This window comes from Haloparvum sedimenti (genome assembly GCF_001462205.1).
Lineage (GTDB): Archaea > Halobacteriota > Halobacteria > Halobacteriales > Haloferacaceae > Haloparvum > Haloparvum sedimenti.
Genome location: NZ_LKIR01000139.1, coordinates 30522 through 53685 on the forward strand (window position 1 = coordinate 30522; position 23164 = coordinate 53685).

Consider the following 23164-nt stretch of genomic DNA (forward strand, 5'->3'; position numbering starts at 1 on the left):
CCTCCTCGAAGGCGGGGTTGACCTGTCTGACGACCGGTTCGTCGTCGACGTACTCGTAGGCGACCGCCGCGTCGGGAATGTTCTCGAACAGCGCCGAGAAGCGGTCGCGCTCCCGACGGAGCCGCTCGTGGGTCTCGATGCGCGTCAGCGTCTCCGCGGCGTGGGTGGCCAGAAGCTCCGCGAGCTCGAGGTCGCGCTCGTCGAAGGCGTCGCGCTCGGTGGAGACGGCCTGGAAGACGCCGTGGTCGCCCATCGGGACGCTGATCCCCGACCGGTACTCCGGCTTGGCGGGGTCGGCGTCCTCGTCGGCGGCCACGTCCTGGACGAGCCGCGACTCGCCGGTCCGGAGCGTGAGCCCCGCGAGCGTCGAGTCATCGATCGGCATCCGGTCGCGAACGTCGTCCGGCTTCGAGCCCTCCGACAGCGCCGCGGCGTGGAGGTACTCGCCCTCCGCACGGAGCGTGCTGCTGCGGTCGAGGTCCAGCACGCGCTGGGCGATCTCGACGGTCTTCGCGAAGACGTCGTCGGCCGACCGGAGCCCCGTCAGCTCCGTCACGCCCTCGTGGAGGTCCGTCACCCGGCGGCGGCTCGACCGGAGCTCGGTCTCGGACTCGATCCGCGCGAGCGTGTTCTCCGCGTACGACAGCAGCAGCCGGAGCAGCTCGAGGTCGCGCTCGTCGAACGCGTTCGCCTCGTCGGAGGCCGCCTGGAACACGCCGCGGTCGCCGAACGGGACGCTCAGCGCCGAGCGCATCTCCGTCCATCGTGGGTCGGCCGCCTCGGCGTCGCTCACGTCGTCGATGATCTGCGGCTCGCCGGTTCGGTACGTCTCGCCGAGGACGCCGAACTCCACGTCGAATCGCTCCTGCCACGCGTGACCGGGTGCGGCGGGGACGAACTCGTCGCCCTCCGCGATCCCGATGTAACAGAAATCGTATCCGAGGAGGTCGCGAGCGATCCGCGCGACCGACTCGTACACCGCCTCCTCGTCCGAGGCGCCGACCAGCTCCGCGGTCCCCTCGTGGAGTCGCTCCAACCGCGACCGGGAGTCGTCGGAGTCGTCGTCGACCGTCGAAACCGGCGTCGCGGCCGCCGCGGAGGCGTTGAGTGCCGCGCCACGGACCACGTGCGGGAGCGCGTCGAGGTCGTCGACGCGTGCCGCGACGACCTCGTCCGCGTCGACGCCGTATCCGACGATCGGGGTCGCGGGGCGCGCGTCCGCGAGCACGTCGCGGGCGGACCTGTCGGTCACGACGATGGCGTCGGCCTCGATCAGGGGGTCGAACCGCTCGGCGATCGTTGCGGGGGACCGATGGTCGACCGATCCCACCGACGACAGCCGCACCACCAGCGGCGCGGGCGGCTCCTCGCCGACGACGAGTAGCCGTGTCGCTTCAGTCACGTCTCACTCTCCTGCTTGTTTCACCATGGCGATCAGGGGTGATAACCCTATCGCCATTCTGCCTGAATATTTCGACGCGATCGTACCACGGGGACGCCATGGGGATCGATCCGGCGTGGTCGGCCGCCGCATTTGCCGTCGCGTCGCCGCCGACCACGTCGCGGCCGGCCCGGAACCCTTTTGCACGAACACGGGCCACAGTCGGGTAATGAGCGATCTCGAAGCGGAGTACCGCCTCGACTACTTCGAAGAGGAGGGGTTCCATCGACGGGAGTGTGACTCGTGTGGGGTACACTTCTGGACCCGTGACGCCGACCGCGAGGTGTGCGGGGAGCCGCCCTGTGCGGACTACAGCTTCATCGACGACCCGGGCTTCCCCGAGTCGTACACGTTAGAGGAGATGCGCGAGGCGTTCCTCTCCTTCTTCGAGGAGCACGACCACGAGCGGATCGACCCCTACCCGGTCGCCGCGAACCGCTGGCGCGACGACGTGCTCCTGACGCAGGCGTCGATCTACGACTTCCAGCCGCTGGTCACCTCCGGACAGACGCCGCCGCCGGCGAACCCGCTCGCGGTCTCCCAGCCCTGCATCCGGATGCAGGACATCGACAACGTGGGCAAGACCGGCCGGCACACGATGGCGTTCGAGATGATGGCCCACCACGCGTTCAACGTCCGCGAGGACGCCGAGGGGGAGTACGCCTACGAGGGCGAGGTGTACTGGAAGGACGAGACGGTCGCGTACTGCGACGAGCTGTTCGAGAGCATGGGGGCGGACCTGGAGGAGATCACCTACATCGAGGACCCGTGGGTCGGCGGCGGCAACGCCGGCCCCGCCATCGAGGTCATCTACAAGGGCGCCGAGCTGGCCACGCTCGTGTTCATGTGCATGGAGCAGGACCCCGACGGCGACTACGAGATGAAGGACGGGAACACCTACTCGTTCATGGACACGTACATCGTCGACACCGGCTACGGGCTGGAGCGATGGACGTGGATGAGCCAGGGGACCCCGACCGTCTACGAGGCCATCTACCCGGAGGCCATCGAGTTCCTGAAGGAGAACGCCGGCATCGACTACACCGACGAGCAGCAGACGATCGTCAACCGCGCCGCGAAGCTCTCGGGTCGGCTCGACATCGACGACGTGGACGACGTGGAGGCCGCCCGCGGCGACATCGCCGAGAAGCTCGACGTGGACGTGGAGGAGCTCCGCGAGCTGGTGGAGCCGCTGGAGGACATCTACGCCATCGCCGACCACTCGCGGACGCTCGCGTACATGCTCGGCGACGGCATCGTCCCCTCCAACGTCGGGACGGGCTACCTCGCCCGGATGGTGCTCCGCCGCATGAAGCGGCTCGTCGACAACGTCGGCGTCGACGCCCCGCTGGACGAACTCGTGGACATGCAGGCCGAGCGGCTCGGCTACGAGAACCGCGACACGATCCGCGACATCGTCCGCACCGAGGAGCGCAAGTACCGCAAGACGCTCGAGCGCGGCTCCCGGAAGGTCGAACAGCTCGCCGACGAGTACGCCGGCACCGGCGAGCCGATCCCGACCGAGAAGCTGCTGGAGCTGTACGACTCCCACGGCATCCAGCCGGACATGGTCGCGGAGATCGCCGCGGAGCGCGACGCCGAGGTCGAGGTGCCCGACGACTTCTACTCGCTCGTGGCGGACAGACACGAGGGCGTCGACGGCGCCGACGAGGGCGACCGCGACGAGCGGTTCGCGGATCTCCCGCCGACCGAGAAGCTGTTCTACGACGACCAGGAGCGCACGGAGTTCGAGGCGGTCGTCCTCGACGTGTTCGAGCGCGAGGACGGCTACGACGTGGTGTTAGACCAGACGATGTTCTACCCGGAGGGCGGCGGCCAGCCCGCCGACCGCGGGACGCTCACCGCCGGGGAGACGACCGTGGAGGTCGAGGACGTCCAGGAGGTCGACGACGTGGTGCTCCACCGCACCGACGCCGACCCCGGGACGGGGGAGTTCGTCCGCGGGCAGGTCGACGGTGAGCGCCGCACGGCGCTGATGCAGCACCACACCGCCACCCACCTGATCGGCCACGCGGCCCGCGAGGTGCTCGGCGACCACGTCCGACAGGCCGGCGCACAGAAGGGGACCGACTCGGCGCGCCTCGACGTGCGCCACTACGAGCGCATCACTCGCGAGCAGGTCAAGGAGATCGAGCGCGTCGCGAACCGCCTCGTCGCCGAGAACGTCGCGGTCCGTCAGGAGTGGCCCCACCGCCACGAGGCGGAGGCCGAGCACGGCTTCGACCTGTATCAGGGGGGGATCCCGCCGGGAACCAACGTCCGTCTGATCCACGTCGGCGACGCCGACGTGCAGGCCTGCGCCGGGACGCACGTCGACCGAACCGGCGACATCGGCGCGGTGAAGGTCCTGAAGACGGAGCCAGTACAGGACGGCGTCGAGCGCATCGTCTTCGCGGCCGGCGACGCCGCGATCCGCGCGACCCAGCGCACCGAGGACGCGCTGTACGACGCCGCGGACGTGCTCGACGTGGACCCGCAGGACGTGCCCGAGACCGCCGAGCGCTTCTTCGAGGAGTGGAAGGCGCGGGGCAAGGAGATCGAGCGGCTCACCGAGGAGCTCGCGGCGGCCCGCGCCGGCGGCGGCGCCGACGCCGAGGAGGTCGACATCGACGGGACGCCCGCGGTGGTTCAGCGGCTCGACGGCGACGCCGACGAGATCCGGGCGACCGCGAACGCGCTCCGCGAGGAGGGGAAGATCGCGGTCGTCGGCTCCGGCGCCGACGGCTCCGCGCAGTTCGTCGTCGGCGTGCCCGAGGGGTCGGACCTCAACGCCGGCGAGGTGGTCGGTCAGCTGGCCGGCCGCGTCGGCGGCGGCGGCGGCGGCCCGCCGGACTTCGCACAGGGCGGCGGCCCGGACGTCGAGGCCCTCGACGAGACGCTCGAGGAGGCGCCCGAGATCCTGCGGCAGGCGTTGGCGTGAGCGGCGGCCGCCGCTGACGGAGGGCGGCCTCTCGCGGCGGCGTTTTTCCGTCGCTTGTGGCGGGTTTTTCTGTCGCTCGCGGAGCCGTCTCGGCGAGCGGATCGGAGAAGATCAGCAGCCGCGGAGACGCGTCGTCAGTCGGCGCAAGTCGCCTCTTCGGAGTCGGCGGTGAACTCCTGGGCGGGTTCGGTGAGTTGGTAGAGGTTCTGTCGGGCGTCCGCGAAGTAGACGTCCTCGTCAACCACGTCGATCCCCTCCAGCCGTTCAAGCGCGTAGCGGACCGTGCGCGCGGACAGCATCGATTCCTGCACGATCCCTTTCTGAGTCAACGGGCCGTTGTACTCCAGTACTTTGAAGACGAGCTTCGCGCTCGGGGGGAGGTCGTCGAGACTCTCCTGTTCGGTTCCAGCCATCGTTACGATTCGAAACGGTACACGCTCATAAAGGTTGATGGAAAACCGCCGTATCACCCCCCAGTTATCGGCTTTATTCCGCTGTTTCCGGTATGTAGAGGCAATAATCTCCTGTTTTTTGGGCCGTGAACTGACCGGTCAGTCAGGTTCGCGGCTCGCGCGCGCTTCGTCCGTCGCGGCCGCGGTTCGCGGTCGGAACGAACCGCTTTTCACGAGCGCAGGCGGACGGGACGTATGAGCAACGACTCGGGGATCACGGGCCACGCCCGCGGCGTGGTCGTGACGACTGTCGCCTGCCTCGCCGGCATCGCGGCGGCGCTGGCGTCGGCGGTGTACGTCGGCACGACGGCGGCGGCCGCCGGTTCGACGACCGCGCTCGTCGTCCTCGCGGCCTTCATCATCGTCCAGTTCCCCGTCCTGAAAGGCCTCGGCGTCGCCGTCGAGGAGTTCGGCGTAAAGGACAACCTCTACGTGGCGTTCATGACGTTCACGCTCTGGTTCATCAGCTACACCATCCTGCTCGTCGGGAGCGTCTCGCTGTAACCATGGCCGACGACAGCATCGCCGTGGTCGACCTGGACCGCTGCCAGCCCGACCGCTGCAACTACGAGTGCGCCAACTTCTGTCCGCCCAACCGGACGGGCAAGGAGTGTATCACCCAGCGCGGGGAGGACGCCGTCGACGGCGATCCCGACCAGATCCGCATCTCCGAGGAGATCTGCCTGGGCGAGACCTGCGGTATCTGCGTCGAGAAGTGTCCGTTCGACGCCATCGAGATCATCAACCTCCCCTCCGAGCTGGAGGAGGACCCGGTCCACCGTTACGGCGAGAACGCCTTCTCGCTGTACGGCCTTCCGTACCCCGAGCCCGGCACCGTCACCGGCATCCTCGGCCCGAACGGCATCGGGAAGTCGACCGCGGTCCACGCCCTCGCGGGCGAGATGACGCCGAACCTCGGCGACCACGAGGACGAGCCCGAGTGGGAGGCGGTGCTCGACCGCTTCCGCGGCACGGAGCTCCAGAACTACCTCGGCAAGCTCGTCGAGGGCGAGGTGACCGTCGCGCGCAAGCCGCAGTACGTCGACCAGATCCCCAAGCAGTTCGACGGCAACACCCGCGAGCTGCTGGAGCGGACCGACGAGCGCGGGGCGCTCGAGGACCTGATCGACCGGCTCTCGATCCGGCCGGTGATGGACCAGCCCATCGACTCCATCTCGGGCGGGGAGCTCCAGCGCGTCGCCATCGCGGCGTGTCTGGCCCGCGACGCCGACTTCTACTTCCTCGACGAGATCACCCCCTACCTCGACATCGGCCAGCGGATGACCGCCGCGCGGCTGATCGCCGAGTTGGCGGAGGACGAGGCGGCCGACCGCTCGATGCTCGTCGTCGAGCACGACCTCGCCATCCTCGACATGCTCGCGGACACGCTCCACGTCGCCTACGGTGAGCCGGGCGCGTACGGCGTGATCACGGACTCGAAGTCCGTCCGCAACGGCATCAACGAGTACCTCAAGGGGTACCTCGACAACGAGAACATGCGGATCCGGCCGAACGCGATCACCTTCGAGGAGCACGCCCCGCGCGTCTCCTCGAAGGGGACGCCGCTGGTCGACTACCCCGACCTGCACAAGTCCTACGGCGAGGGGGAGTTCGAGCTCGACGTGGAGGCCGGCACCATTTATGAGTCCGAGGTGCTCGGCGTCGTCGGGCCGAACGGCATCGGGAAGTCCACGCTTGCGAAGATGTTCGCGGGCGCCGTCGAGCCGGACGAGGGCGACCTCGACTTCGAGCTGGATATCGCCTACAAACCGCAGTACGTCGAGATCGACCAGCCGATGCGCGTCGACGCGTTCCTCTCGTCGATCACCGACGAGTTCGGTAGCTCCTACTGGAACACGGAGGTGGCCCAGCCGCTCCAGCTGGAGCGCATCATGGAGCAAAACCTCACGGACCTCTCCGGCGGGGAGCGCCAGCGCGTCGCCATCGCGGCGTGTCTCTCCGAGGACGCGGACCTGTACGTGATGGACGAGCCCTCCGCGCACCTCGACGTGGAACAGCGCGTGCAGGCGACCAGCGCCATCCGACGCTACGCCGAGAACCACGACGCGACCGTGCTCGTCATCGACCACGACATCTACATGATCGACCTGCTGGCCGACCGGCTGATGGTGTTCGACGGCGAGCCGGCCCACCACGGCCACGCCAAGCCCCCGCAGGAGATGCGCGCGGGCATGAACGACTTCCTCGCGGACCTGGACATCACCTTCCGGCGCGACGAGCGGACCGGCCGCCCGCGGATCAACAAGCCGGACTCCCAGAAGGACCGCCAGCAGAAGCGCGAGGGCGAGTACTACTACTCCGTCTGAGCGTCAGTCGTCGGCCGGGACCGGGTCGCGGTCCCCCGCCGTCGCGCCGCCGTCACCAAAAACGCTCTCGAGCCCCACGCCGAGCGTCTCGTCCGTTCGCGCCGTCGACTCCGCGGCGGAGACGTCGGTCGTCATCGCGCGGACGGCGTCGACGTTCTCGGGCACCACGTCCGCCTCCTGGTGGATGTTCTGGAACAGGTAGAGGTCTCGCCCCTCCACGTTGATCGACTCCGCCCAGACGCAGTTCTCCCAGAGATCGCCGCGCGGGCGGCCGGCGTCGAGCGCGTAGTCCTTCAGCCGGCCGGCGCCGTCGATGGCGGCCGTCTCGGGGATGACGAACACGCGGGATTCCTCGGCCAGCAACCCGCGGACGGCCTCGGGGTCGGACGCCTCCTCGAGCGTGACGTTGACGCTGTGGGTGTGCATCTGGGTCGTCGGCGCCTTCAGCGCGGCCGTGTCGACGGTGACGTCCGGCAGGACCGTCGTCACGTCCGGGCCGTGGTGGGAGGGGATCCCCACCGGGTCCGGGACCACGTCGTTGATCGGGCCGCGGGAGGTCTCGCCGGGGTCGCCGCCGCGCCGGACGAGCGTCACGCGGGCCTTCTCGACGCCGAAGCGCTCCTCGAGGGGCGCGAGGATCCGCGAGAGTCCCGTCGTGTTACAGGAGACGACGCGGACGTAGTCGGCGTCGCGAGCGTCCTCGAAGTTCGCCCGGGAGTTGAACGAGACCTCGGCCACGTCCGCGTCCTCGCCGCCCTGGAACACCGCGGGCGTGTCGTGGGCCTCGTAGAGCTCCCGGTTCTCCGCGCCGATGCCGGCGGGGCAGCAGTCCACGACCACGTCGCTGGCGTCCACGAGGTCGGCCACCTCACCGGCGAGGTCCACGCCCGCGCCCGCGAAGGCGTCGGCGCGGTCGGGGACCGCGGCGTAGAGGTCGTAGCCGCGGCGGACGGCCGCCTCCGCCTCGTAGTTGGGGCTCGTCTTGGCGACGCCGACCAGTTCCATGTCGGGCTGGGCCGCGACCGCGTCCGCGACCCGCTTCCCGATGGTGCCGTACCCGTTGACGCCGACGCGTATCATACCCGAGTCTCCTCGTGTGCGGGTATAATCGTTTCGAAGAGCTTAAAAAGAAATTAACTACGTGCCGAGTAACTGGTGAGTTAATTCGCGTGACGAGAGCGTGCAACTCCGTTTCGGAACGGAGTAACTTTCGGCGGCGGAACGCCCCGCAGGGGGTTCACGATCGGAGCGACGGTTCGTGGGGCAGCCAACCAGCCCGGAGGGCGGCCGGAGGAACGGCTCCGACGGTCGCGATGGCAAGGCCTAACGCCCGGTCGGCCGAACTCGGGTCCATGACCGACGAGGCAATCGCGGCGGCGGCCCGAACCGCCATCGAGCAGTGTCTGGACCTCGGTGCCGAGAAGTCGGCCGTGGTCGTCACCGACGAGAAGCGCCGCGCCATCGGCGAGGCGCTCTACGAGGCCGCGAGCGCGGTGACCGACGACGCCTCCATCGTCCGCTACCCGCCGGGCGAACAGCACGGCGCGGAGCCCCCGGCGCCGGTCGCGGCGGCGATGGCGGCCGCGGACGTCTTCCTCGCCCCGACGACCAAGAGCCTAAGTCACACCCGCGCTCGCGGGGCCGCCTGCGAGGCGGGCGCCCGCGGCGCCACGCTCCCGGGGATCACCGAGGAGGTGTTCCTGACCGGGCTGGACGCCGACTACGCAGCCATCGCCGCACACTGCGACGAGGTGTTGGCGCAGGTCGCGGACGCCGACGAGGTTCGCGTCACCACGCCCGCGGGCACGGACATCACGTTCGAACCGGGCGACCGCGAGTGGCTCGCGGACACCGGGATGGTCCACGACCCCGGCGACTTCTCGAACCTCCCCGCGGGCGAGGTGTTCGTCTCGCCCGAGACCGCGAACGGCACCTACGTCGTCGACGGGACGATGATGCCCCATGGGCTGCTCGAGGCGGGTCAGGAGCTCACCTTCGAGGTCGAGGACGGCTACGTCACCGACATCTCCGACGACGACGTGCGCGAGCAGGTCGAGGCCGGTGCCGAGGAAGTGGGACGCGACGCGTACAACCTCGCCGAGCTCGGCATCGGCACGAACGTCGGCGTCACCGACCTCGTCGGCTCCGTGCTGCTCGACGAGAAGGCGGCCGGCACGGTCCACATCGCCATCGGCGACGACGCCGGCATCGGCGGCGACACCGACGCCCCCCTCCACCTCGACGGCATCCTCCGCGAGCCGACCGTCTACGCGGACGGCGAGCCGGTCGAGCTTCCCTCGCCCTGATAAGGAGCCACCGTTTCGGCGATGGGTGGTGACGAGGCGGTTCGAAGCTCCGTTTTCTACAACGGGCGTGCGTCTGTTGCGGATCTCGCTGATCGGGACGACGATAGCTAGAAAGTGCCAGTCGGCTCTCCCTCCTACTGATCTGGATCTGCTACAACTCCTGCTACGTGGGACAGCAACACCTAGAAAGCCCCAGCCGGCTCGACCCGCCGGGTTCCGGCAGACGGTCCGGGCTGCGACTTGCTGACTCTCGCTCGGCAGGCTCGCGAGAGCGTCGTCCGGGCGGGATCGAGCCGGCTGCCCCTTTCAGTCCCACCCCGCCCCGCTCCGCGACTGCCCCGCACAGCAGCTCGACTCGACAGCCGGCATAGAGAATCACCGAACAACCGGCCCCGACGACAGAACGAAAAGCCACCGGCCTGGCGGACTGAAAGGGCGAGGCCGGTCGCGGGTTCTCAGACGGGCCCTATCCGCGCGGGCGGTGCCGAGAGCGCAGATATCCCGCTGAGAACCCGCGAGCGGTCGAGGGCTTTCTGGCTGTTGGAGACAAACGTAGCAGAACGCTTTATCACACAAAAATCGGCGTACAGCGAGCGGCCGAGGGCTTTCTCAGTGGTGTCGGCAGCAAACGCAGCAGGGCGCGTGACTGATCCAGAAAAGTCGCAGAACGAGCGACCGAGGACCCCTTACAGGTCCAGATCGAGGTCGTAGAGGTCGCCGTACTTCGCCTCGACGTACGCGAGGAAGTCGTCGGCCGCGAAGTCCTCGCCGGTCGCGCGCTTCACGAGTTCGTTCGTCTCGTAGCGCGAGCCGTGCTGGTGGACGTGCTCGCCGAGCCACGCGTGGAGGTCCTCGAACTCGCCGGCGGCGATCTTCCCCTCGAGGTCGTCGATCTCCTCCTCGGCGGCCGCGAACAGCTGCGCGGCCATCACGGAGCCGAGCGAGTAGGTCGGGAAGTAGCCGAAGTTGGCGTGGCTCCAGTGGATGTCCTGCAGGCAGCCCTCGGCGTCGGTCTCGGGTCGGATCCCGAGGTACTCCTCGTACTTGTCGTTCCAGACCTCGGGCACGTCCTCGACCGCGAGGTCGCCGCGGATCAGGTCGCGCTCGATCTCGAAGCGGACGACGATGTGCATGTGGTAGGTGAGCTCGTCCGCCTCGACGCGGATGAGGTTGTCCTCGTACACCTGGCTGAACGCCTCGTAGGCGTCCTGCACGGTCGCGTCCGCGGTGCTCGGGAAGCGCTCCTGGAAGGTCGGCAGCAGCTGCTCCCAGAAGGCCCGGCTCCGCCCGACGTGGTTCTCCCACAGCCGGGACTGCGACTCGTGGACCGAGAGGTCGCGCGACTCGCCCAGCGGCGTGCCGAACTCCGCCTCGGGGAGGCCGAGGTTGTACTGCGCGTGGCCGTACTCGTGGACGGTCGAGCCGACCGCGCCGAGGGGGTCGGACTCGTCGAACCGGGTGGTAATCCGGCAGTCAAACTGGTTGCCGGAGGTGAACGGGTGCGAGGAGACGTCGAGGCGGCCGCGGTCCCAGTCGTAGTCGACGAGGTCGAGCACGTCGCGGGAGAGCGCCTCCTGCTCGTCGGTGTCGAAGGTGCCCTCAAACGTGTCGACCGCGAGGTCGGCGTCCGACTCGCGGATCGCGTCGATGACGGGGACGAGCGCCTCGCGGAGCTCCGTCAGGATCTCCTCGGCCTGCGAGAGCGGGAGGCAGGGCTCGTAATCCTCGAACAGCACCTCGTAGGGGTCGCGGTCGGGGTCGATCTGTGCGGCGTACTCCCGCTTGAGCTCGACGTTGCGCTCCAGGTACGGCGCGAACGCCTCGAAGTCGTCCTCGGCTCTCGCCTCTTCCCACGCGCCCAGCGCCTCGGTGCTCGCCTCGGAGATCTCCTCGACGAGCTCCGCGTCGACCGCGGCCGCGCGCTCGTACTCGCGCCGGATCTCGCGGACGACCGCGGCCTGCTCGTCCGTGAGGTCGGCGTCCGCGAGCTCGTCGAGCAGATCGCCGGTCTCCTCGTCGGTGAGGATCTCGTGTGTGACCGACGAGAGCGTGGAGAGCTGCTTCGACCGGGCGGGGGTGCCGCCCTCGGGCATCATCACCTGCTGGTCCCAGCCGAGCACGCCGGACGCGCTGTCGACCGCGCTCCAGCGGCGGCGGCGGTCCAGCAACGCCTCGTAGGCGTCGGGCGCGTCGGCGTCGTCGGCGGTGTCCGTGGCTTCCGTTGCCATGCGCGGCCGTTGCCAGTCCCGGGTTAAGAAAGGCGCGCCTCCGGCCCGTGCGGCCGGTTCGAGCCGGTGTTCCCGCCGGGCGAGCGCAGATCAGCCGGGGGCGACGCGCGTCTCGAGCGTCGCCACCAGCATCCCGTGGAGGAACACGCGGACTCTCAGCGTTGCGCCCGGCTCCAGCGTCGGGTCGTTGGTCCCCGCGACGCGGAACGCCGCCGACTCGCCCGCCCGGAGCGTCGTCGTCCCCGCGCTGTTGAACGCGCCCGTCGGCCCGGGACGAAACCCGGCCGCGGAAAAGAACGGTACCGGCGGCTGGCGGTCGAGCGGTTCGCCGTCCACGCGCACCACGAGCCGGAGCGGGCGCACGTCCAGCGCGTCGCCGCCGCGGTGCGTGATCGTCACGCGATCGCCGGCCGCCTCGACCCCGAGCGCGACCGCGGGCGGATCGCCTTCGGCCGGCAGCGTCTCGCCGGCACCGAGCGTCGCGCCGCCGACGCCCGCCGCGAGCACGACCGCGAGCGCGACGAGCAGGGCCGCACCGACCGGTGCCGACGCCCGTAAGTCGAGACGCTCCGGATCTCCGAGCATGCGCCGGATGGCGCGCTATCGCCCAAAAGGGTTCGCCGGACGGGGTGTCGTCGCCCGCCGAGCTCTCCACTCGCCGCGACGCCGCTCCGTCGGCCGCCGTGGTCAGCCGTCAGTCGTCGAAACGTTCTCCCCGGTTCGCGGAACCGCGGTCGGCTCGATGCCGCTGATTCGGGCCACGCGCGGCTCCTCGACCGCGGTCACCTGATACGGCTCGCTCGGTGAGAGCGTCCACAGGACGCCCTCCTCGTTCGTCGTGCCGACCTCCTCGCTCTCCGCCCCGTCGCCGGCGACCGTGACCGTCACGCCCGCGGCGGGCGCCTCCTCCTCCACGTCGACGACGCTGACGCGGACCGGGCCGCCGGGGTACGTCCGGTTGACGGTGAGGTTGTACCCGTCCTGGGTCACCGCCACCGACTCGGCGTCGGCGAAGGAGTCGAGCGGCCGGTACTGATGCTCGACGAACACGCCGCCGTCGCCGGCGCTGACGTACGTGCGGACGCGGCCGCGCTCGTCGGTCAGGGGCGTGTCCACGCGGACGATGGTGTTCGACTCGAGGGTGCTGGCGCTCTGGCCGTCCAGGACCTCGCCGTACGCCTCGGCGGTGGCGTTGATCGCCTCCTCGCTCCCGTCGCCGAAGCCGCTGGCGCCGCGGTCCCAGCGGTCGCCGCGGTACACCTCGCGGACGTACTGCCCGTCGACGACGGCAGCGAGCACGACCGCGTTGTCGCCGGATGCGACGTAGATGCGGTCAGAGGAGACCTCGCCGCGAAGCGCGTCCGTCGCAAGCTCGCGAACGGGACCGGAGTAGACGCCGAGCCGGAGCTGCAGCTCCGCCGTCGAGATGCTGAAGTCCTCCGTCTCCTCCGCGAGGGCCTCCAGTTCCACGCGCCGCCGGTCGAGCGCCTCCGCGGCCGCGGAGATCCGGGCGAACTCGACGACGAGCTCCTCGTCGGTCAGCTCGCCCGCCGCGTGGGCCTGGATGGCCGACCGCTGCCGGCTGTGTAACGCGAGCTCGTCCTGCTGGAGCCCGCTTTCGGCCTCGATGAGCCGGCGGATCCGCTCGTCGTTCGTCTCGGCGCTCTCGACGTGGGCGACGACCGAGGCGGTCTCCATCGCCGCGGTCGTCGCGGAGACCTCGAGGTCGCTCGCCGGGCCGAGGTTCGCACCGTGGCGACCGATGTCGGCCCGGACGGTGGAGCCGGTCGGATGCGACAGGACGGGAACCCGGGCGGTGTCGTTCGGCGAGGACTGCTGGAGGGCACCGCCGTCGTTGACGCGGACGGCGTCGTCGGGTGCAGCCGACGGCTGGTCGGGGGCGACCCCGGCGACGACCGGCGCCGCGAGCAGCAGCGCCGCGAGCAGCAGCGGGAGGGCTCTCATGGCTCTCACGTGGTGACCGGGTCACAAAAAACGCATTGACACGCCCGCTTCCACCGGCTCGAGAGTCCCGTCGCGGGCGGGCGGCACCGCCCGAACGACCGGTCGCTGATCCGGCTTCGGGGCGGACTGCACGGGCCGAAACCGAACGATGGAAAGCGTTTTGCCGGGCGGCCGAGACTCCCCCGTGTATGCGGCACCCCGTGTTCTCGGCCCTGCTCGCGCTTGCCCTCCTCCTCGGCGCGGCGGTCGTGCCGGCGGCGGGTGTGGCGACCGGCGCCGTCGCTCCGAGCGACGGGTCCGCCACTTCCGAACCGACCGCCTCGACCGGGTCGGTCGCCCACGCGCCCCGCGCGCCCGCGCTCGCTGACGGCGCCACGCGCCCGGTCGTCGACTTCGAGTCGCCCCCCTCGACGGAGTTCCACGTCGTGTTACAGCCGGACCGTGACGCCGCGTGGACGGTCACCGTGACGTACCGGCTCCGTGACGCCAACGAGACGGAGACGTTCCGGCGCGTCGCCGAGCGCTTCCGCGAGGGCGAGGTCGGCCCCAGCGACGACATCTACCGAAACTACGCCGCCGGCGCGAGCGAGTACGCCGGCCGAGAGATGTCGATCACGAACGTGGAGCGCGCCGCCTCGGTCGACGAGGAGCCCGACGTGGACGACGAGAGCGTCGTCGCCGTCGGCACGCTCGAACTGTCGTTCGTCTGGACCGCGTTCTTGGAAGCAAACGGCGATCAGCTGGTGATGGATGATGCGTTTCGGACGGCCGACGGCGAGTCGTGGCTCCGGTCGCTCGGCCCGAACCAGCGATTGGTCATCCGGACGCCGGAGGGGTACGCCGTCTCCTCGACGCCCGGCGTCTCCGTCGACTTCGAGGAGAACGCGGTCGTGATCGAGGGGCCGCGGAGCTTCGGTCCCGGCGAGCGGATCGGCGTCGTCTACTCGTCGAACGTCGCGGACGCGCCGCCGTGGGGACTGCTTGCCGGTGCGGTCGTGCTGGCGGCCGCGATCATCAGCGGCGGGCTCTACGCCTATCGGCGCCGCGAGCCCGGGGCTGGCACTGGCGACGGCACCGGTGAGGGACCGGCCGCCGAGTCAGGGGCCAGCGGTCCGTCGGCGGAGACGGAACGGTCGTCCGAGCCGCCGGAGCCGGCGGGCGGCGAGGAGGAGCCGGAGAAGCCGACCGAAGACCTCTCGCTGCTCTCTGACGAGGAGCGCGTCGAGCGCTTGCTGGACCGAAACGGCGGCCGGATGCGGCAGGCGGACGTGGTCGAGGAGACCGGCTGGTCCGACGCCAAGGTCTCACAGCTGCTCTCGGCGATGGCCGAGGAGGGGCGCATCGAGAAGCTCCGGCTCGGCCGCGAGAACCTCATCTCGCTGCCCGAGAACGACCCGAGGGACGAGGACGCGGACGACGAAGCCTGATTCCCGGGCGCTCGCGGCCGCCGCGCCGGATCGCTCCTCCGGTTGGACTCCGATCGCGTCCGGCCGTTCCGGGCCGCGCCGGCCGCTTCCGAAAGCTCTTACCTCGGGTGTCCAGTAGTGGTCGACCATGAAGGTTCTCGTGACCGTCAAGGAGGTCGCGGAGGTCGGCGACGACTTCGCGATCGAGGGGACCGGGATCGCCGAGAGCGACCTCGAGTACGACCTCAACGAGTGGGACGACTACGCGGTCGAGGCGGGCGTCCAGCTCGCGGAGGCCGACGTGGCCGACGAGGTGGTCGCCGTCACGATCGGACCGGAGCGGTCCGAGGAGACGATCCGGATGGCGCTCGCGAAGGGCGCCGACCGCGCCGTCCGCGTGTGGGACGACGCGCTGACCGAGGAGTTCCTCGACGTGGCCGGCAAGGTGAGCCTGCTCGAGGCGGTCGTCGCCGAGGAGGAGCCGGACCTCGTTCTGTCGGGCGTGCAGGCGGCCGACGACTCCTTCGGCGCCACCGGCGTCGCGCTCGCCGACCGGATCGGCTTCGAGCACGCCGCGGTCGTCAACGACCTCGAGGTGGCCGCCGACGCCGGCGTCGCGAACGTCCACCGCGAGCTGGAGGGCGGCGTCGAGGAGCTGACGGAGGTCGACCTCCCCGCCGTGTTGACGGTTCAGACGGGACTCAACGAGCCGCGCTACGCGAGCCTGCGGGGGATCAGACAGGCACAGCGCAAGGAGATCGCTGCGAAGGAGCTCTCCGATCTCGGGCTCTCGGCCGAGGAGGTCGCGAGTGCGCTGACGTTGACGGAGATGTACGAGCCCGAAAGCGAGTCGGACGCCGAGATGATCGAGGGCGACGCCGGGGAGGCGGCCGGGCGGCTCGCCGAGGTCCTCCGCGAGAAGGGGGTGGGCGCATGAACGCCGCCGACCTGGCGACTGACGGCGGCGCGGGCGGCGACGTGCTCGCGGTCGTTGACCACCGACGCGGCGACCTCCGTGACGTTTCCTTCGAGCTGATCACGGCCGGGAGCGAGCTGGCCGAGGCGCTCGGCGGCGAGCTCCACCTCGCGGTCGTCTCCGGCGACGTGGAGCGGTTCGCCGAGGAGCTCGACCGTCCCGGCGTGGCGGCGATCCACACCGTGACGGACGGCGAGGAGTTCGACCACGGCGTCTACCAGCAGGCCGTCGAGGCGCTCGACGCCGACCTCTCACCGGCCGCGATCGTCATGCCCAACTCCGTCAACGGGCTCGACTACGCGCCCGCGGTCGCGGAGGCGCTCGACCTGCCGCTCGTCACCGACGCGGTCGACTTCTCGTACGACGGCGGGCTCTCTGTCACGCGCGAGATGTACGGCTCGAAGGTCGAGACGACCGTCGACGTGGCGGGCGACCGCTTCGCGCTCACGATTCGCGGCGGCGAGTGGCCGGCCGCGGAGGGGACCGGCGACGCCGCGATCGAGCCGTTCGACCTCGAGATCGACGAGGCGGCGCTCGGCGCCCGCGTGCAGGGCTTCGAGGAGGTCGGCGGCGGCGACGTGGACATCAGCGAGGCAGAGGTGCTCGTCTCCGTCGGCCGGGGCATCGAGGAGGAAGAGAACCTCGACCTCGTGCGCGACCTCGCGGACGCGCTCGGCGCGACCCTCTCCTCCTCGCGGCCGATCGTGGACAACGGCTGGCTGCCGAAGAACCGGCAGGTCGGCCAGTCCGGCAAGGTCGTCACGCCGAAGGTGTACATCGCGGTCGGCATCTCCGGGGCCGTCCAGCACGTCGCGGGCATGAAGGGATCCGAGACCATCGTCGCGATCAACACCGACCCCAACGCGCCCATCTTCGACATCGCGGACTACGGCATCGTCGGCGACCTCTTCGACGTGGTGCCGGAGCTCATCGAGGAGTTCGAGGGGTAGCCCGACGCCGACGCCGCGGTGCCCGAGCGGCGGCGATTCCTCGGTCGGCACCCAGCCAGTACATCTTTCCTTGTGTATGTACAACGTCTGTACAGACATGGGCACCAAGCGCGTGAACGTTCGTCTCCCCGAGGAGCTCGTGACGCGGGCGGACATCGCCGCCGAGGTGACCCACAAGAACCGCACCGAGCTCCTCGTCGAAGCCCTGCGGCAGTATCTGGAGGAGAAAGGCGAGGAGGAGAGCTTCCGCGAGGCCGTCGTCGAGCTGTATCTGCAGGACGAGATCGACTTCGATGCGCTCGCGGACGTGATCGGCACTCGCGACGCGGAGGCCGTCAGGGCGTCGAAAGACGTGCTCGACCGAGGACCGGACCTCGCAGACGAGCTGGCGGACCAGTGACCGTCGTCGTCGACACCAGCGCGTTCGTCTCGCTCGCCGCCGGCGACGTGCTGTCGACGACGGTTGCCGAGTTCGACCTCGTCACGACCGAAACGGTCGTCGAGGAGTTACGGGAGACCGCGGCCCATCAGGATCGACACGGGCGAGCCGCCGCCGACGTTCTCGACCGGTTGGACCGGGTCACGGTCGTCGTCCCCGCCGACGAAGGGTTCGAAACGAGCCGCATCGACAGCGGCGAGGCGACGTGTGTGACTGCCGCGCGGGAGACGGACGCCAGATTCCTCGTCACCGACGACTTCCGAGCGCTCCCGGAACTCGAGCGACTCGTCGCTGCCGATGTCGTGCTCTCACCGGTCCTGCTCCGGGCGTTGGTCTCCCGTGGCGCGCTCGAGGAAGGGACCGCCGAGGAAGCGTTCGACGCCATGGCGACCGAGCGCGACTGGCTCGAGGCACCGATCCATCGGTACGCTCGCCGGTTGTTCGACGCCGACGGCTCCTGACTCCCGGCACCCTTTTGCCGATCGGTCGGGTACGCCGCTCCATGAACGTCGTCACGCTCGGGCCGGCCGGCACCTACTCGCACCGCGCCGCCCGCGCCGTCGCCGACGAGGTGTCGTTCCGGGAGTCGGTCACCGCCATCGTCGCCGCCGTCGACGAGGGCGAGTTCGACCGCGGCGTGGTCCCCATCGAGAACAGCATTGAAGGCTCGGTCACGGAGAGCCTCGACGCGCTGGCCGACCGCGAGGTCGCGGTCGTCCAGGAGGTCGTCACGCCCATCCGGCACGCGCTGTTGGCGCAGGCGGAGGAGTTCGACGTGGTGGCGAGCCACGCACAGGCGCTCGCGCAGTGCCGGAGCTACCTGGAGGCGAACTACCCCGAGGTGACACAGGAGGCGGTCGCCTCCACCGCCCGCGGCGTCGAGCGCGCCCGCGAGGACTCCCGCGTCGCCGGCATCGGCCACCCCGACAACGCGACCGGCGGCGAGGGCGAACCGGACCTCCGGGTGCTCGCGGAGGACATCCAGGACCGCTCCTCGAACGCGACGCGGTTCCTCGTCGTCGCCCCGGAGGCGGCGCGCTCGGACGCGGGCGGCAAGACCACCATCGTCGTCTACCCGAACGCCAACTACCCCGGCCTGCTGCTGGAGATGCTGGAGGCGTTCGCCGACCGGGACGTGAACCTCTCGCGGATCGAGTCGCGCCCGAGCGGCGACCGACTCGGCGACTACCTGTTCCACTTCGACGTGGAAGCGGGCCTGTACGAGTCGCGCACGCAGGAGGCGGTCGAGGGCCTTCGCGATCTCGTGGCCGCCGACGGGTGGGTGCGCGTGCTCGGTTCCTACGACACCCAGCACGTGGTCTGAGCGGGTCGACCGGCGGGGCGGCCTCGGGAAAGCCAGGGAACTGGCGACAACGTTCAAGAGCGTCGCCGCCGATCTTTCGACCGTATGACGCGACGTGACCCCTTCCGCGACATCGAGGAGCTGTTCGACCGGATGAGCCGCGAGTTCGAGGAGTTCGGCAGCGGCATCGAGTCGCGCGTCGGCGAGGGAATCTCCGTCGACGTGGCGGAGGACGACGACACGGTCACGGTGACCGCGGACCTGCCGGGCTACGACCGCGACGACGTGGAGGTCTCGGTACAGGACCGCACGCTCACGATCGCAGCCGAACATGCCGAGACCGAGGAGTCGGAGAGCGACGAGGCGGACGTTCAGTACCATCGCCGCGAGCGCCGCCGCCGTTCCGTCTCGCGCCGGCTCCGCCTCCCGGCCGAGATCCGCGAGGATGAGGCGTCAGCGACGTACCAGAACGGCGTCCTCACCGTCGAGCTACCCAAGACCGCCGAGGACGCAGGCGGTCACAGCATCGACATCGACTGACGTGCGTGACCGCCTCGGTCGGTGGCTCACCGACCGCTTTCGCGACGAATGCTCTCGTCTCTTGTCGAGCTCTCCCCTAATCTGTCCTTTCTGAGGAAACAGTTAATACCTCACGGCGCTTCCTCTGGAGCGGTGAATAGACACATGAATCGACGAACCCCCTTCGAGGAGATGGAGCGCCTGTTCGACCGCATGACCCGGTTCGAGGACCGGACGTGGGGCGACCGGGGCTGGAGCGGCGACAGCGGACGCGGCGGGGTCGACGTGGCCGACTACGACGACGAGTTCGTCGTGATGGCCGACCTGCCCGGGTTCGAGCGCGCGGACATCGACGTGTCCGTCCACGACGGCCACCTGACGATTCGCGCCGAGCGCGAGCACGCGAGCGACGGCGACGACGGCCGGTACCTGCGGCGCGAGCGTCGCAGCGAGTCGGTCAGCCGGCGGGTCGACCTGCCCGCGGCCGTCCGCGACGACGAGGCGACCGCGAGCTACACGAACGGCGTGTTGACCGTGACGCTCCCCAAGGAAGCCACCGAGGACGACGAGGGGCACCACATCGACATCGACTGAGACGTTTTCGCTCGACGGAATCGCGACACTGAACCGCCCGCACAGACCAGTCGGCGACGCCTCCTCGTCCCCGGCAGTCGTTCGCGGCGACACAACCGTTTTGAGGCTGAGCCGTTTCCCTACGTCCATGACGCGGCTCCGCTTCGCCCTGCTCAACGCGGCCCACGAGGGCGAGAACACCAGACGCAACTTCCGCCGAGAGATCGACGCCGACCTCGTCGAGTTCGACGCCACCGAGGGCGACCTCCCGAACCACTACGACTTCGACGCGGTCGTGGTCACCGGCTCGCGCTCGTCGGTCTACTGGGACGAGGCGTGGATCCCGGACCTGATCGACTACGTCGCCGAGGCGACCGACCGCGGCGTCCCCGCGCTCGGCGTCTGTTACGGCCATCAGGTGCTCGCGGAGGCGCTGGGCGGCCGCGTCGCCGGCATGGACGACTTCGAGCTCGGCTACGCGGAGGTCACCCACCACGGCGACGAGATATTCGAGGGCGTCGACGAGGAGTTCACCGTCTTCGCCTCCCACGGCGACGCGGTCGTGGAGCTCCCCCCGGAAGCCGAACTGCTCGCGGAGAACGAGTACGGCGTCCACGCGTTCCGCGCGGGCCACAACTGGGGCCTGCAGTTCCACCCCGAGTACGACGTCGAGACCGCCCGCGAGGTGGCCGACGGGAAGCGCGACCGGCTCGGGGACGCCCGCGTGGACGACGTGATCGCCTCGATCACGCCCGAGCAGTACGACGCCGCCTGCGAGGCGAAGCAGGTGTTCGACAACTTCGTCGCGCACGTCCGCGACCTGCAGGCGGAACGCGCCGCGGAGGCGGACGCCGACGCGAGCGTCACCGGCGCGACGGACGACTGACCCGCTCGCGGTCGGCGAGTGCGGCCACTCGGCCCCTCCGCCCCGTAGCGTCGGTTCGCTTCCGGGACCGGCCCGCATTGCGAACACCTTTTGTGCCAACCTCCCCCACGAACGATCATGCTCGACTACGTGGGTCTGGAGGCGGACCTCGGCGAGGAGGAGCGGCTGATCCGCGACACGGCGCGGGAGTTCGTCGAGGAGCGCGTCCGGCCCGACATCGGCGACCACTTCGAGGCGGGGACGTTCCCGACGGAGATCATTCCCGAGATGGGCGAGATGGGCTTTTACGCCCCGAACCTCGACGGCTACGGCCTGCCGAACGTCTCCGAGACCGCCTACGGACTGCTGATGCAGGAACTGGAGGCGTGCGACTCCGGCCTGCGCTCGATGGCGAGCGTGCAGGGCGCGCTGGTGATGTACCCCATCCACGCGTTCGGCAGCGAGGCCCAGAAGGAGGAGTGGCTGCCGGCGCTCGGCCGCGGCGAGGCGGTGGGCTGTTTCGGGCTGACCGAACCGGAACACGGCTCGAACCCCTCGGCGATGGAGACCCACGCCGAGAGGGACGGCGACGAGTACGTGCTGAACGGCTCGAAGACGTGGATCACGAACTCCCCCATCGCGGACGTGGCGGTCGTCTGGGCGAAGGACCGGTCCGATGGCGGAGCGGCCAGCGCGAGCGGCGACGGCACCGTCCGCGGCTTCCTCGTCGAGACGGACCGCGACGGCGTGACGACCAACGAGATCCACGACAAGCTCTCGCTGCGGGCGTCGATCACCGGCGAGATAAGCCTCCAGAACGTCCGCGTCCCCGAGGAGAACATCCTGCCGGGCGTCGAGGGGATGAAGGGGCCGCTGTCGTGTCTGACGCAGGCGCGGTTCGGCATCGCGTGGGGCGCGGTCGGGGCGGCCCGCGACTGCTTCGAGACGGCCCGCGCGTACGCCACCGACCGCGAGCAGTTCGGCGGCCCGATCGCGCGGTTCCAGCTCCAGCAGGAGAAGCTCGCGGAGATGGCGACCGATATCACGACCGCCCAGCTGCTCGCCCACCGCCTCGCGGACCTGAAAGAGCGGGGCGACCTCCGACCACAGCACGTCTCGATGGCCAAGCGGAACAACGTTCGTACCGCCCGCGACCAGTCGCGGATCGCCCGCGAGATGCTCGGCGGCAACGGGATCACCACGGACTACTCGCCGATGCGCCACATGGCGAACATGGAGACCGTCTACACCTACGAGGGGACACACGACATCCACACGCTGATCCTCGGCGAGGACCTGACGGGTATCCCCGCGTTCGAGTAGGCCGTTTATGTCACGTGACAACAACGGGCATAGATTTATATGCTGGGTTGCGTACCCTCATCCGTGACCCCACCAGCGCACGACGATCCGACCGCTCCCGACCTCGGCCGCGAGGAGGCGTGGGTCGCCCACGTCGCCCTCCTGGCAGCGACCGAGGAGGCGGTCGAAGCGGGGGCGGAATCGCCACCCGAACTCGACGCGCTCGCCACGCTCGAGGGCGACGGGCTCTTCGACGGTGACGAGCTGCGACTCCTCCGTGACGCGCTGGTAACGTATCTGGGCGACGCGCCGCTGCGCGACCGGGCCCCCGGCCGCGCCGCGCTCAGAAGCGTCAACGCCGCGATCCGTGGCCGGCCGCCGAGCGCGTAGCTCGCCGGTCGACCGTGCCGTCCCCTACTGTGGGCACTCCGCCGAGGCGTACCGGCCCCAGATGGCGCGGCGGTCGGCGACCCAGCGGTACCCCTTCTCGCGGATCGCCTCCCACCGCGGAAGCTTCCGGGCGAGGCCGACGACCGCTCGCGGAACCGGACCGCAGCGTTCGGCCGTCTGCGTCAGCGCCTCACCGCAGGAGTAGGCGGCCCCGTCGGTCAGCAGGTGCATGCAGTTCTCGTAGTCGTCCGGCAGGCGGGCCTTCTGGTCCGGGGAGAGCTCCGAGAAGCCGACCGGCTCGAACTCGCCGAGCCATAGCGCCCAGCGCACACACCACATACAGAAGCCGCAGTCGTCGTCGTAGACGAGCCGTGGAGTGGCCATATCCGAGATTGGGCCGCGGCGGGTTTGGGTCTTGCTGCCGCGGCGGTGTCGCCGCGTCACTCGAAAGTGTCGTCCGCGTCCGAGAGCGCGTCGTCGCCGGCGTCGGCCTCACCGGGAACATCGGCATCGGCGTCGGCGTCGGTGTCCCCCTCCTCGACCGACCCCTCGATCCGACGGACGCGAACGGTACGGATCCGGTTGCGCTCGACCGCCTCGACCGTCAGCGAAGCACCGGCTCCGGGGAGGTCGACGCGGTCGCCCGCCTCACCGAGTCGGCCGAGCTCGGCGTTGATCAGCCCCGCGACCGTCTCGTAGGTCGTCCCGCGGGGGAGCACGGTGCCGAGCACGTCGTTCACCTCGCCGACGGTCACCTCTCCCTTCACGAGCAGGCCGTCGG

Annotated in this window: 23 protein-coding genes; 15 read left to right on the plus strand and 8 right to left on the minus strand. The window is 69.9% G+C overall.

Annotation, left to right across the window (positions count from 1 at the left end; translation table 11 throughout):
* Positions 1–1402: GAF domain-containing protein (locus tag AN233_RS17745; protein ID WP_218055098.1), on the minus strand; the 1402-nt coding region annotated here is incomplete at its 3' end.
* 208 nt (positions 1403–1610) lie between these two features.
* Here AN233_RS17745 and alaS point away from each other — a divergent pair.
* Complete coding sequence (gene alaS / locus AN233_RS13785) at positions 1611–4382, plus strand: alanine--tRNA ligase (protein ID WP_058367354.1); 2772 nt, start codon at positions 1611–1613, stop codon at positions 4380–4382.
* Between the two features lie 134 nt (positions 4383–4516).
* Here alaS and AN233_RS13790 read toward each other — a convergent pair whose 3' ends face one another.
* Entirely contained in the window at positions 4517–4795 is a 279-nt protein-coding gene (locus AN233_RS13790) for a MarR family transcriptional regulator (protein ID WP_058367355.1), read from the minus strand.
* Between the two features lie 234 nt (positions 4796–5029).
* Between AN233_RS13790 and AN233_RS13795 the strand changes: the two genes are divergently transcribed.
* Together AN233_RS13795 and AN233_RS13800 are read left to right on the plus strand one after the other, a co-directional pair.
* The gene (locus tag AN233_RS13795; protein ID WP_058367356.1) at positions 5030–5338 is read left to right on the plus strand and encodes an EMC6-like membrane protein; all 309 of its coding nucleotides are present in this window, start codon (positions 5030–5032) and stop codon (positions 5336–5338) included.
* Positions 5339–5340: 2 nt separating this feature from the next.
* A complete protein-coding gene (locus tag AN233_RS13800) occupies positions 5341–7161 on the plus strand; it encodes a ribosome biogenesis/translation initiation ATPase RLI (RefSeq protein WP_058367357.1) in 1821 nt (606 codons plus the stop codon).
* A 3-nt stretch (positions 7162–7164) separates the two neighbouring features.
* Here AN233_RS13800 and AN233_RS13805 read toward each other — a convergent pair whose 3' ends face one another.
* Entirely contained in the window at positions 7165–8241 is a 1077-nt protein-coding gene (locus tag AN233_RS13805; protein ID WP_058367358.1) for a type II glyceraldehyde-3-phosphate dehydrogenase, read from the minus strand.
* A 272-nt stretch (positions 8242–8513) separates the two neighbouring features.
* Between AN233_RS13805 and AN233_RS13810 the strand changes: the two genes are divergently transcribed.
* Positions 8514–9467, plus strand: a complete 954-nt coding sequence (locus AN233_RS13810) for an aminopeptidase (RefSeq protein WP_058367359.1) — start codon at positions 8514–8516, stop codon at positions 9465–9467.
* 686 nt (positions 9468–10153) lie between these two features.
* Here the strand turns inward: AN233_RS13810 and AN233_RS13815 are convergent.
* From AN233_RS13815 to AN233_RS13825, 3 genes are all read right to left on the minus strand, one after another.
* The gene (locus AN233_RS13815) at positions 10154–11695 is read right to left on the minus strand and encodes a carboxypeptidase M32 (protein WP_058367360.1); all 1542 of its coding nucleotides are present in this window, start codon (positions 11693–11695) and stop codon (positions 10154–10156) included.
* Between the two features lie 90 nt (positions 11696–11785).
* On the minus strand, positions 11786–12280 hold the full coding sequence (locus AN233_RS13820; protein ID WP_058367361.1) for a type IV pilin: 495 nt from the start codon (positions 12278–12280) through the stop codon (positions 11786–11788).
* Between the two features lie 102 nt (positions 12281–12382).
* Positions 12383–13660, minus strand: coding sequence for a DUF7094 domain-containing protein (locus tag AN233_RS13825; RefSeq protein WP_058367362.1), 1278 nt, complete (start codon positions 13658–13660; stop codon positions 12383–12385).
* A 188-nt stretch (positions 13661–13848) separates the two neighbouring features.
* Here AN233_RS13825 and AN233_RS13830 point away from each other — a divergent pair, with 188 nt between their 5' ends.
* The 11 genes from AN233_RS13830 to AN233_RS13880 all read left to right on the plus strand — a co-directional run bounded on the left by AN233_RS13830 (position 13849) and on the right by AN233_RS13880 (position 22383).
* Positions 13849–15087, plus strand: coding sequence for a helix-turn-helix transcriptional regulator (locus tag AN233_RS13830; protein WP_080508480.1), 1239 nt, complete (start codon positions 13849–13851; stop codon positions 15085–15087).
* A gap of 127 nt (positions 15088–15214) precedes the next feature.
* On the plus strand, positions 15215–16003 hold the full coding sequence (locus AN233_RS13835) for an electron transfer flavoprotein subunit beta/FixA family protein (RefSeq protein WP_058367363.1): 789 nt from the start codon (positions 15215–15217) through the stop codon (positions 16001–16003).
* A complete protein-coding gene (locus AN233_RS13840) occupies positions 16000–16992 on the plus strand; it encodes an electron transfer flavoprotein subunit alpha/FixB family protein (RefSeq protein WP_058367364.1) in 993 nt (330 codons plus the stop codon). The genes AN233_RS13835 and AN233_RS13840 overlap by 4 nt, the downstream gene beginning before the upstream one ends.
* Positions 16993–17089: 97 nt before the next feature.
* Positions 17090–17392, plus strand: coding sequence for a CopG family ribbon-helix-helix protein (locus AN233_RS13845; protein WP_058367365.1), 303 nt, complete (start codon positions 17090–17092; stop codon positions 17390–17392).
* Positions 17389–17892 carry a PIN domain-containing protein gene (locus AN233_RS13850; protein WP_058367366.1) on the plus strand — a complete coding sequence of 168 codons (504 nt, stop codon included), beginning with the start codon at positions 17389–17391 and terminating at the stop codon, positions 17890–17892. Before AN233_RS13845 ends, AN233_RS13850 begins: the two co-directional genes overlap by 4 nt.
* A gap of 41 nt (positions 17893–17933) precedes the next feature.
* Positions 17934–18755: a prephenate dehydratase gene (gene pheA, locus AN233_RS13855; protein WP_058367367.1), complete on the plus strand. Its 822-nt coding sequence runs from the start codon at positions 17934–17936 to the stop codon at positions 18753–18755.
* An 84-nt stretch (positions 18756–18839) separates the two neighbouring features.
* On the plus strand, positions 18840–19274 hold the full coding sequence (gene hsp14 / locus AN233_RS13860) for an archaeal heat shock protein Hsp14 (protein WP_058367368.1): 435 nt from the start codon (positions 18840–18842) through the stop codon (positions 19272–19274).
* A gap of 144 nt (positions 19275–19418) precedes the next feature.
* Positions 19419–19847 (plus strand): archaeal heat shock protein Hsp14, encoded by a 429-nt coding sequence (gene hsp14, locus AN233_RS13865; RefSeq protein ID WP_058367369.1) that lies wholly within the window; start codon positions 19419–19421, stop codon positions 19845–19847.
* Between the two features lie 127 nt (positions 19848–19974).
* Entirely contained in the window at positions 19975–20712 is a 738-nt protein-coding gene (locus tag AN233_RS13870) for a type 1 glutamine amidotransferase (protein WP_058367370.1), read from the plus strand.
* Between the two features lie 117 nt (positions 20713–20829).
* On the plus strand, positions 20830–22014 hold the full coding sequence (locus AN233_RS13875) for an acyl-CoA dehydrogenase family protein (RefSeq protein ID WP_058367371.1): 1185 nt from the start codon (positions 20830–20832) through the stop codon (positions 22012–22014).
* Between the two features lie 63 nt (positions 22015–22077).
* Positions 22078–22383: a DUF7853 family protein gene (locus tag AN233_RS13880; RefSeq protein WP_058367372.1), complete on the plus strand. Its 306-nt coding sequence runs from the start codon at positions 22078–22080 to the stop codon at positions 22381–22383.
* Positions 22384–22407: 24 nt separating this feature from the next.
* On the opposite strand, the gene AN233_RS13885 is transcribed toward AN233_RS13880, so the two are convergent.
* Complete coding sequence (locus tag AN233_RS13885) at positions 22408–22767, minus strand: thiol-disulfide oxidoreductase DCC family protein (protein ID WP_058367373.1); 360 nt, start codon at positions 22765–22767, stop codon at positions 22408–22410.
* A 56-nt stretch (positions 22768–22823) separates the two neighbouring features.
* Positions 22824–23164: transporter associated domain-containing protein (locus AN233_RS17750; RefSeq protein WP_281176570.1), on the minus strand; the 341-nt coding region annotated here is incomplete at its 5' end.

Excerpts from the sequence above, each read along its gene's own strand:
- AN233_RS13845 (WP_058367365.1), top strand. The coding sequence starts at position 17,090 with ATGGGCACCAAGCGCGTGAACGTTCGTCTCCCCGAGGAGCTCGTGACG.
- AN233_RS13805 (WP_058367358.1), bottom strand. The coding sequence starts at position 8,241 with ATGATACGCGTCGGCGTCAACGGGTACGGCACCATCGGGAAGCGGGTC.
- AN233_RS13840 (WP_058367364.1), top strand. The coding sequence starts at position 16,000 with ATGAACGCCGCCGACCTGGCGACTGACGGCGGCGCGGGCGGCGACGTG.
- AN233_RS13835 (WP_058367363.1), top strand. The coding sequence starts at position 15,215 with ATGAAGGTTCTCGTGACCGTCAAGGAGGTCGCGGAGGTCGGCGACGAC.
- AN233_RS13815 (WP_058367360.1), bottom strand. The coding sequence starts at position 11,695 with ATGGCAACGGAAGCCACGGACACCGCCGACGACGCCGACGCGCCCGAC.
- AN233_RS13795 (WP_058367356.1), top strand. The coding sequence starts at position 5,030 with ATGAGCAACGACTCGGGGATCACGGGCCACGCCCGCGGCGTGGTCGTG.
- AN233_RS13790 (WP_058367355.1), bottom strand. The coding sequence starts at position 4,795 with ATGGCTGGAACCGAACAGGAGAGTCTCGACGACCTCCCCCCGAGCGCG.
- hsp14 (WP_058367369.1), top strand. The coding sequence starts at position 19,419 with ATGAATCGACGAACCCCCTTCGAGGAGATGGAGCGCCTGTTCGACCGC.
- AN233_RS13875 (WP_058367371.1), top strand. The coding sequence starts at position 20,830 with ATGCTCGACTACGTGGGTCTGGAGGCGGACCTCGGCGAGGAGGAGCGG.
- AN233_RS13830 (WP_080508480.1), top strand. The coding sequence starts at position 13,849 with ATGCGGCACCCCGTGTTCTCGGCCCTGCTCGCGCTTGCCCTCCTCCTC.
- AN233_RS13810 (WP_058367359.1), top strand. The coding sequence starts at position 8,514 with ATGACCGACGAGGCAATCGCGGCGGCGGCCCGAACCGCCATCGAGCAG.
- AN233_RS13800 (WP_058367357.1), top strand. The coding sequence starts at position 5,341 with ATGGCCGACGACAGCATCGCCGTGGTCGACCTGGACCGCTGCCAGCCC.
- hsp14 (WP_058367368.1), top strand. The coding sequence starts at position 18,840 with ATGACGCGACGTGACCCCTTCCGCGACATCGAGGAGCTGTTCGACCGG.
- AN233_RS13885 (WP_058367373.1), bottom strand. The coding sequence starts at position 22,767 with ATGGCCACTCCACGGCTCGTCTACGACGACGACTGCGGCTTCTGTATG.
- pheA (WP_058367367.1), top strand. The coding sequence starts at position 17,934 with ATGAACGTCGTCACGCTCGGGCCGGCCGGCACCTACTCGCACCGCGCC.
- AN233_RS13870 (WP_058367370.1), top strand. The coding sequence starts at position 19,975 with ATGACGCGGCTCCGCTTCGCCCTGCTCAACGCGGCCCACGAGGGCGAG.
- AN233_RS13825 (WP_058367362.1), bottom strand. The coding sequence starts at position 13,660 with ATGAGAGCCCTCCCGCTGCTGCTCGCGGCGCTGCTGCTCGCGGCGCCG.
- AN233_RS13820 (WP_058367361.1), bottom strand. The coding sequence starts at position 12,280 with ATGCTCGGAGATCCGGAGCGTCTCGACTTACGGGCGTCGGCACCGGTC.
- alaS (WP_058367354.1), top strand. The coding sequence starts at position 1,611 with ATGAGCGATCTCGAAGCGGAGTACCGCCTCGACTACTTCGAAGAGGAG.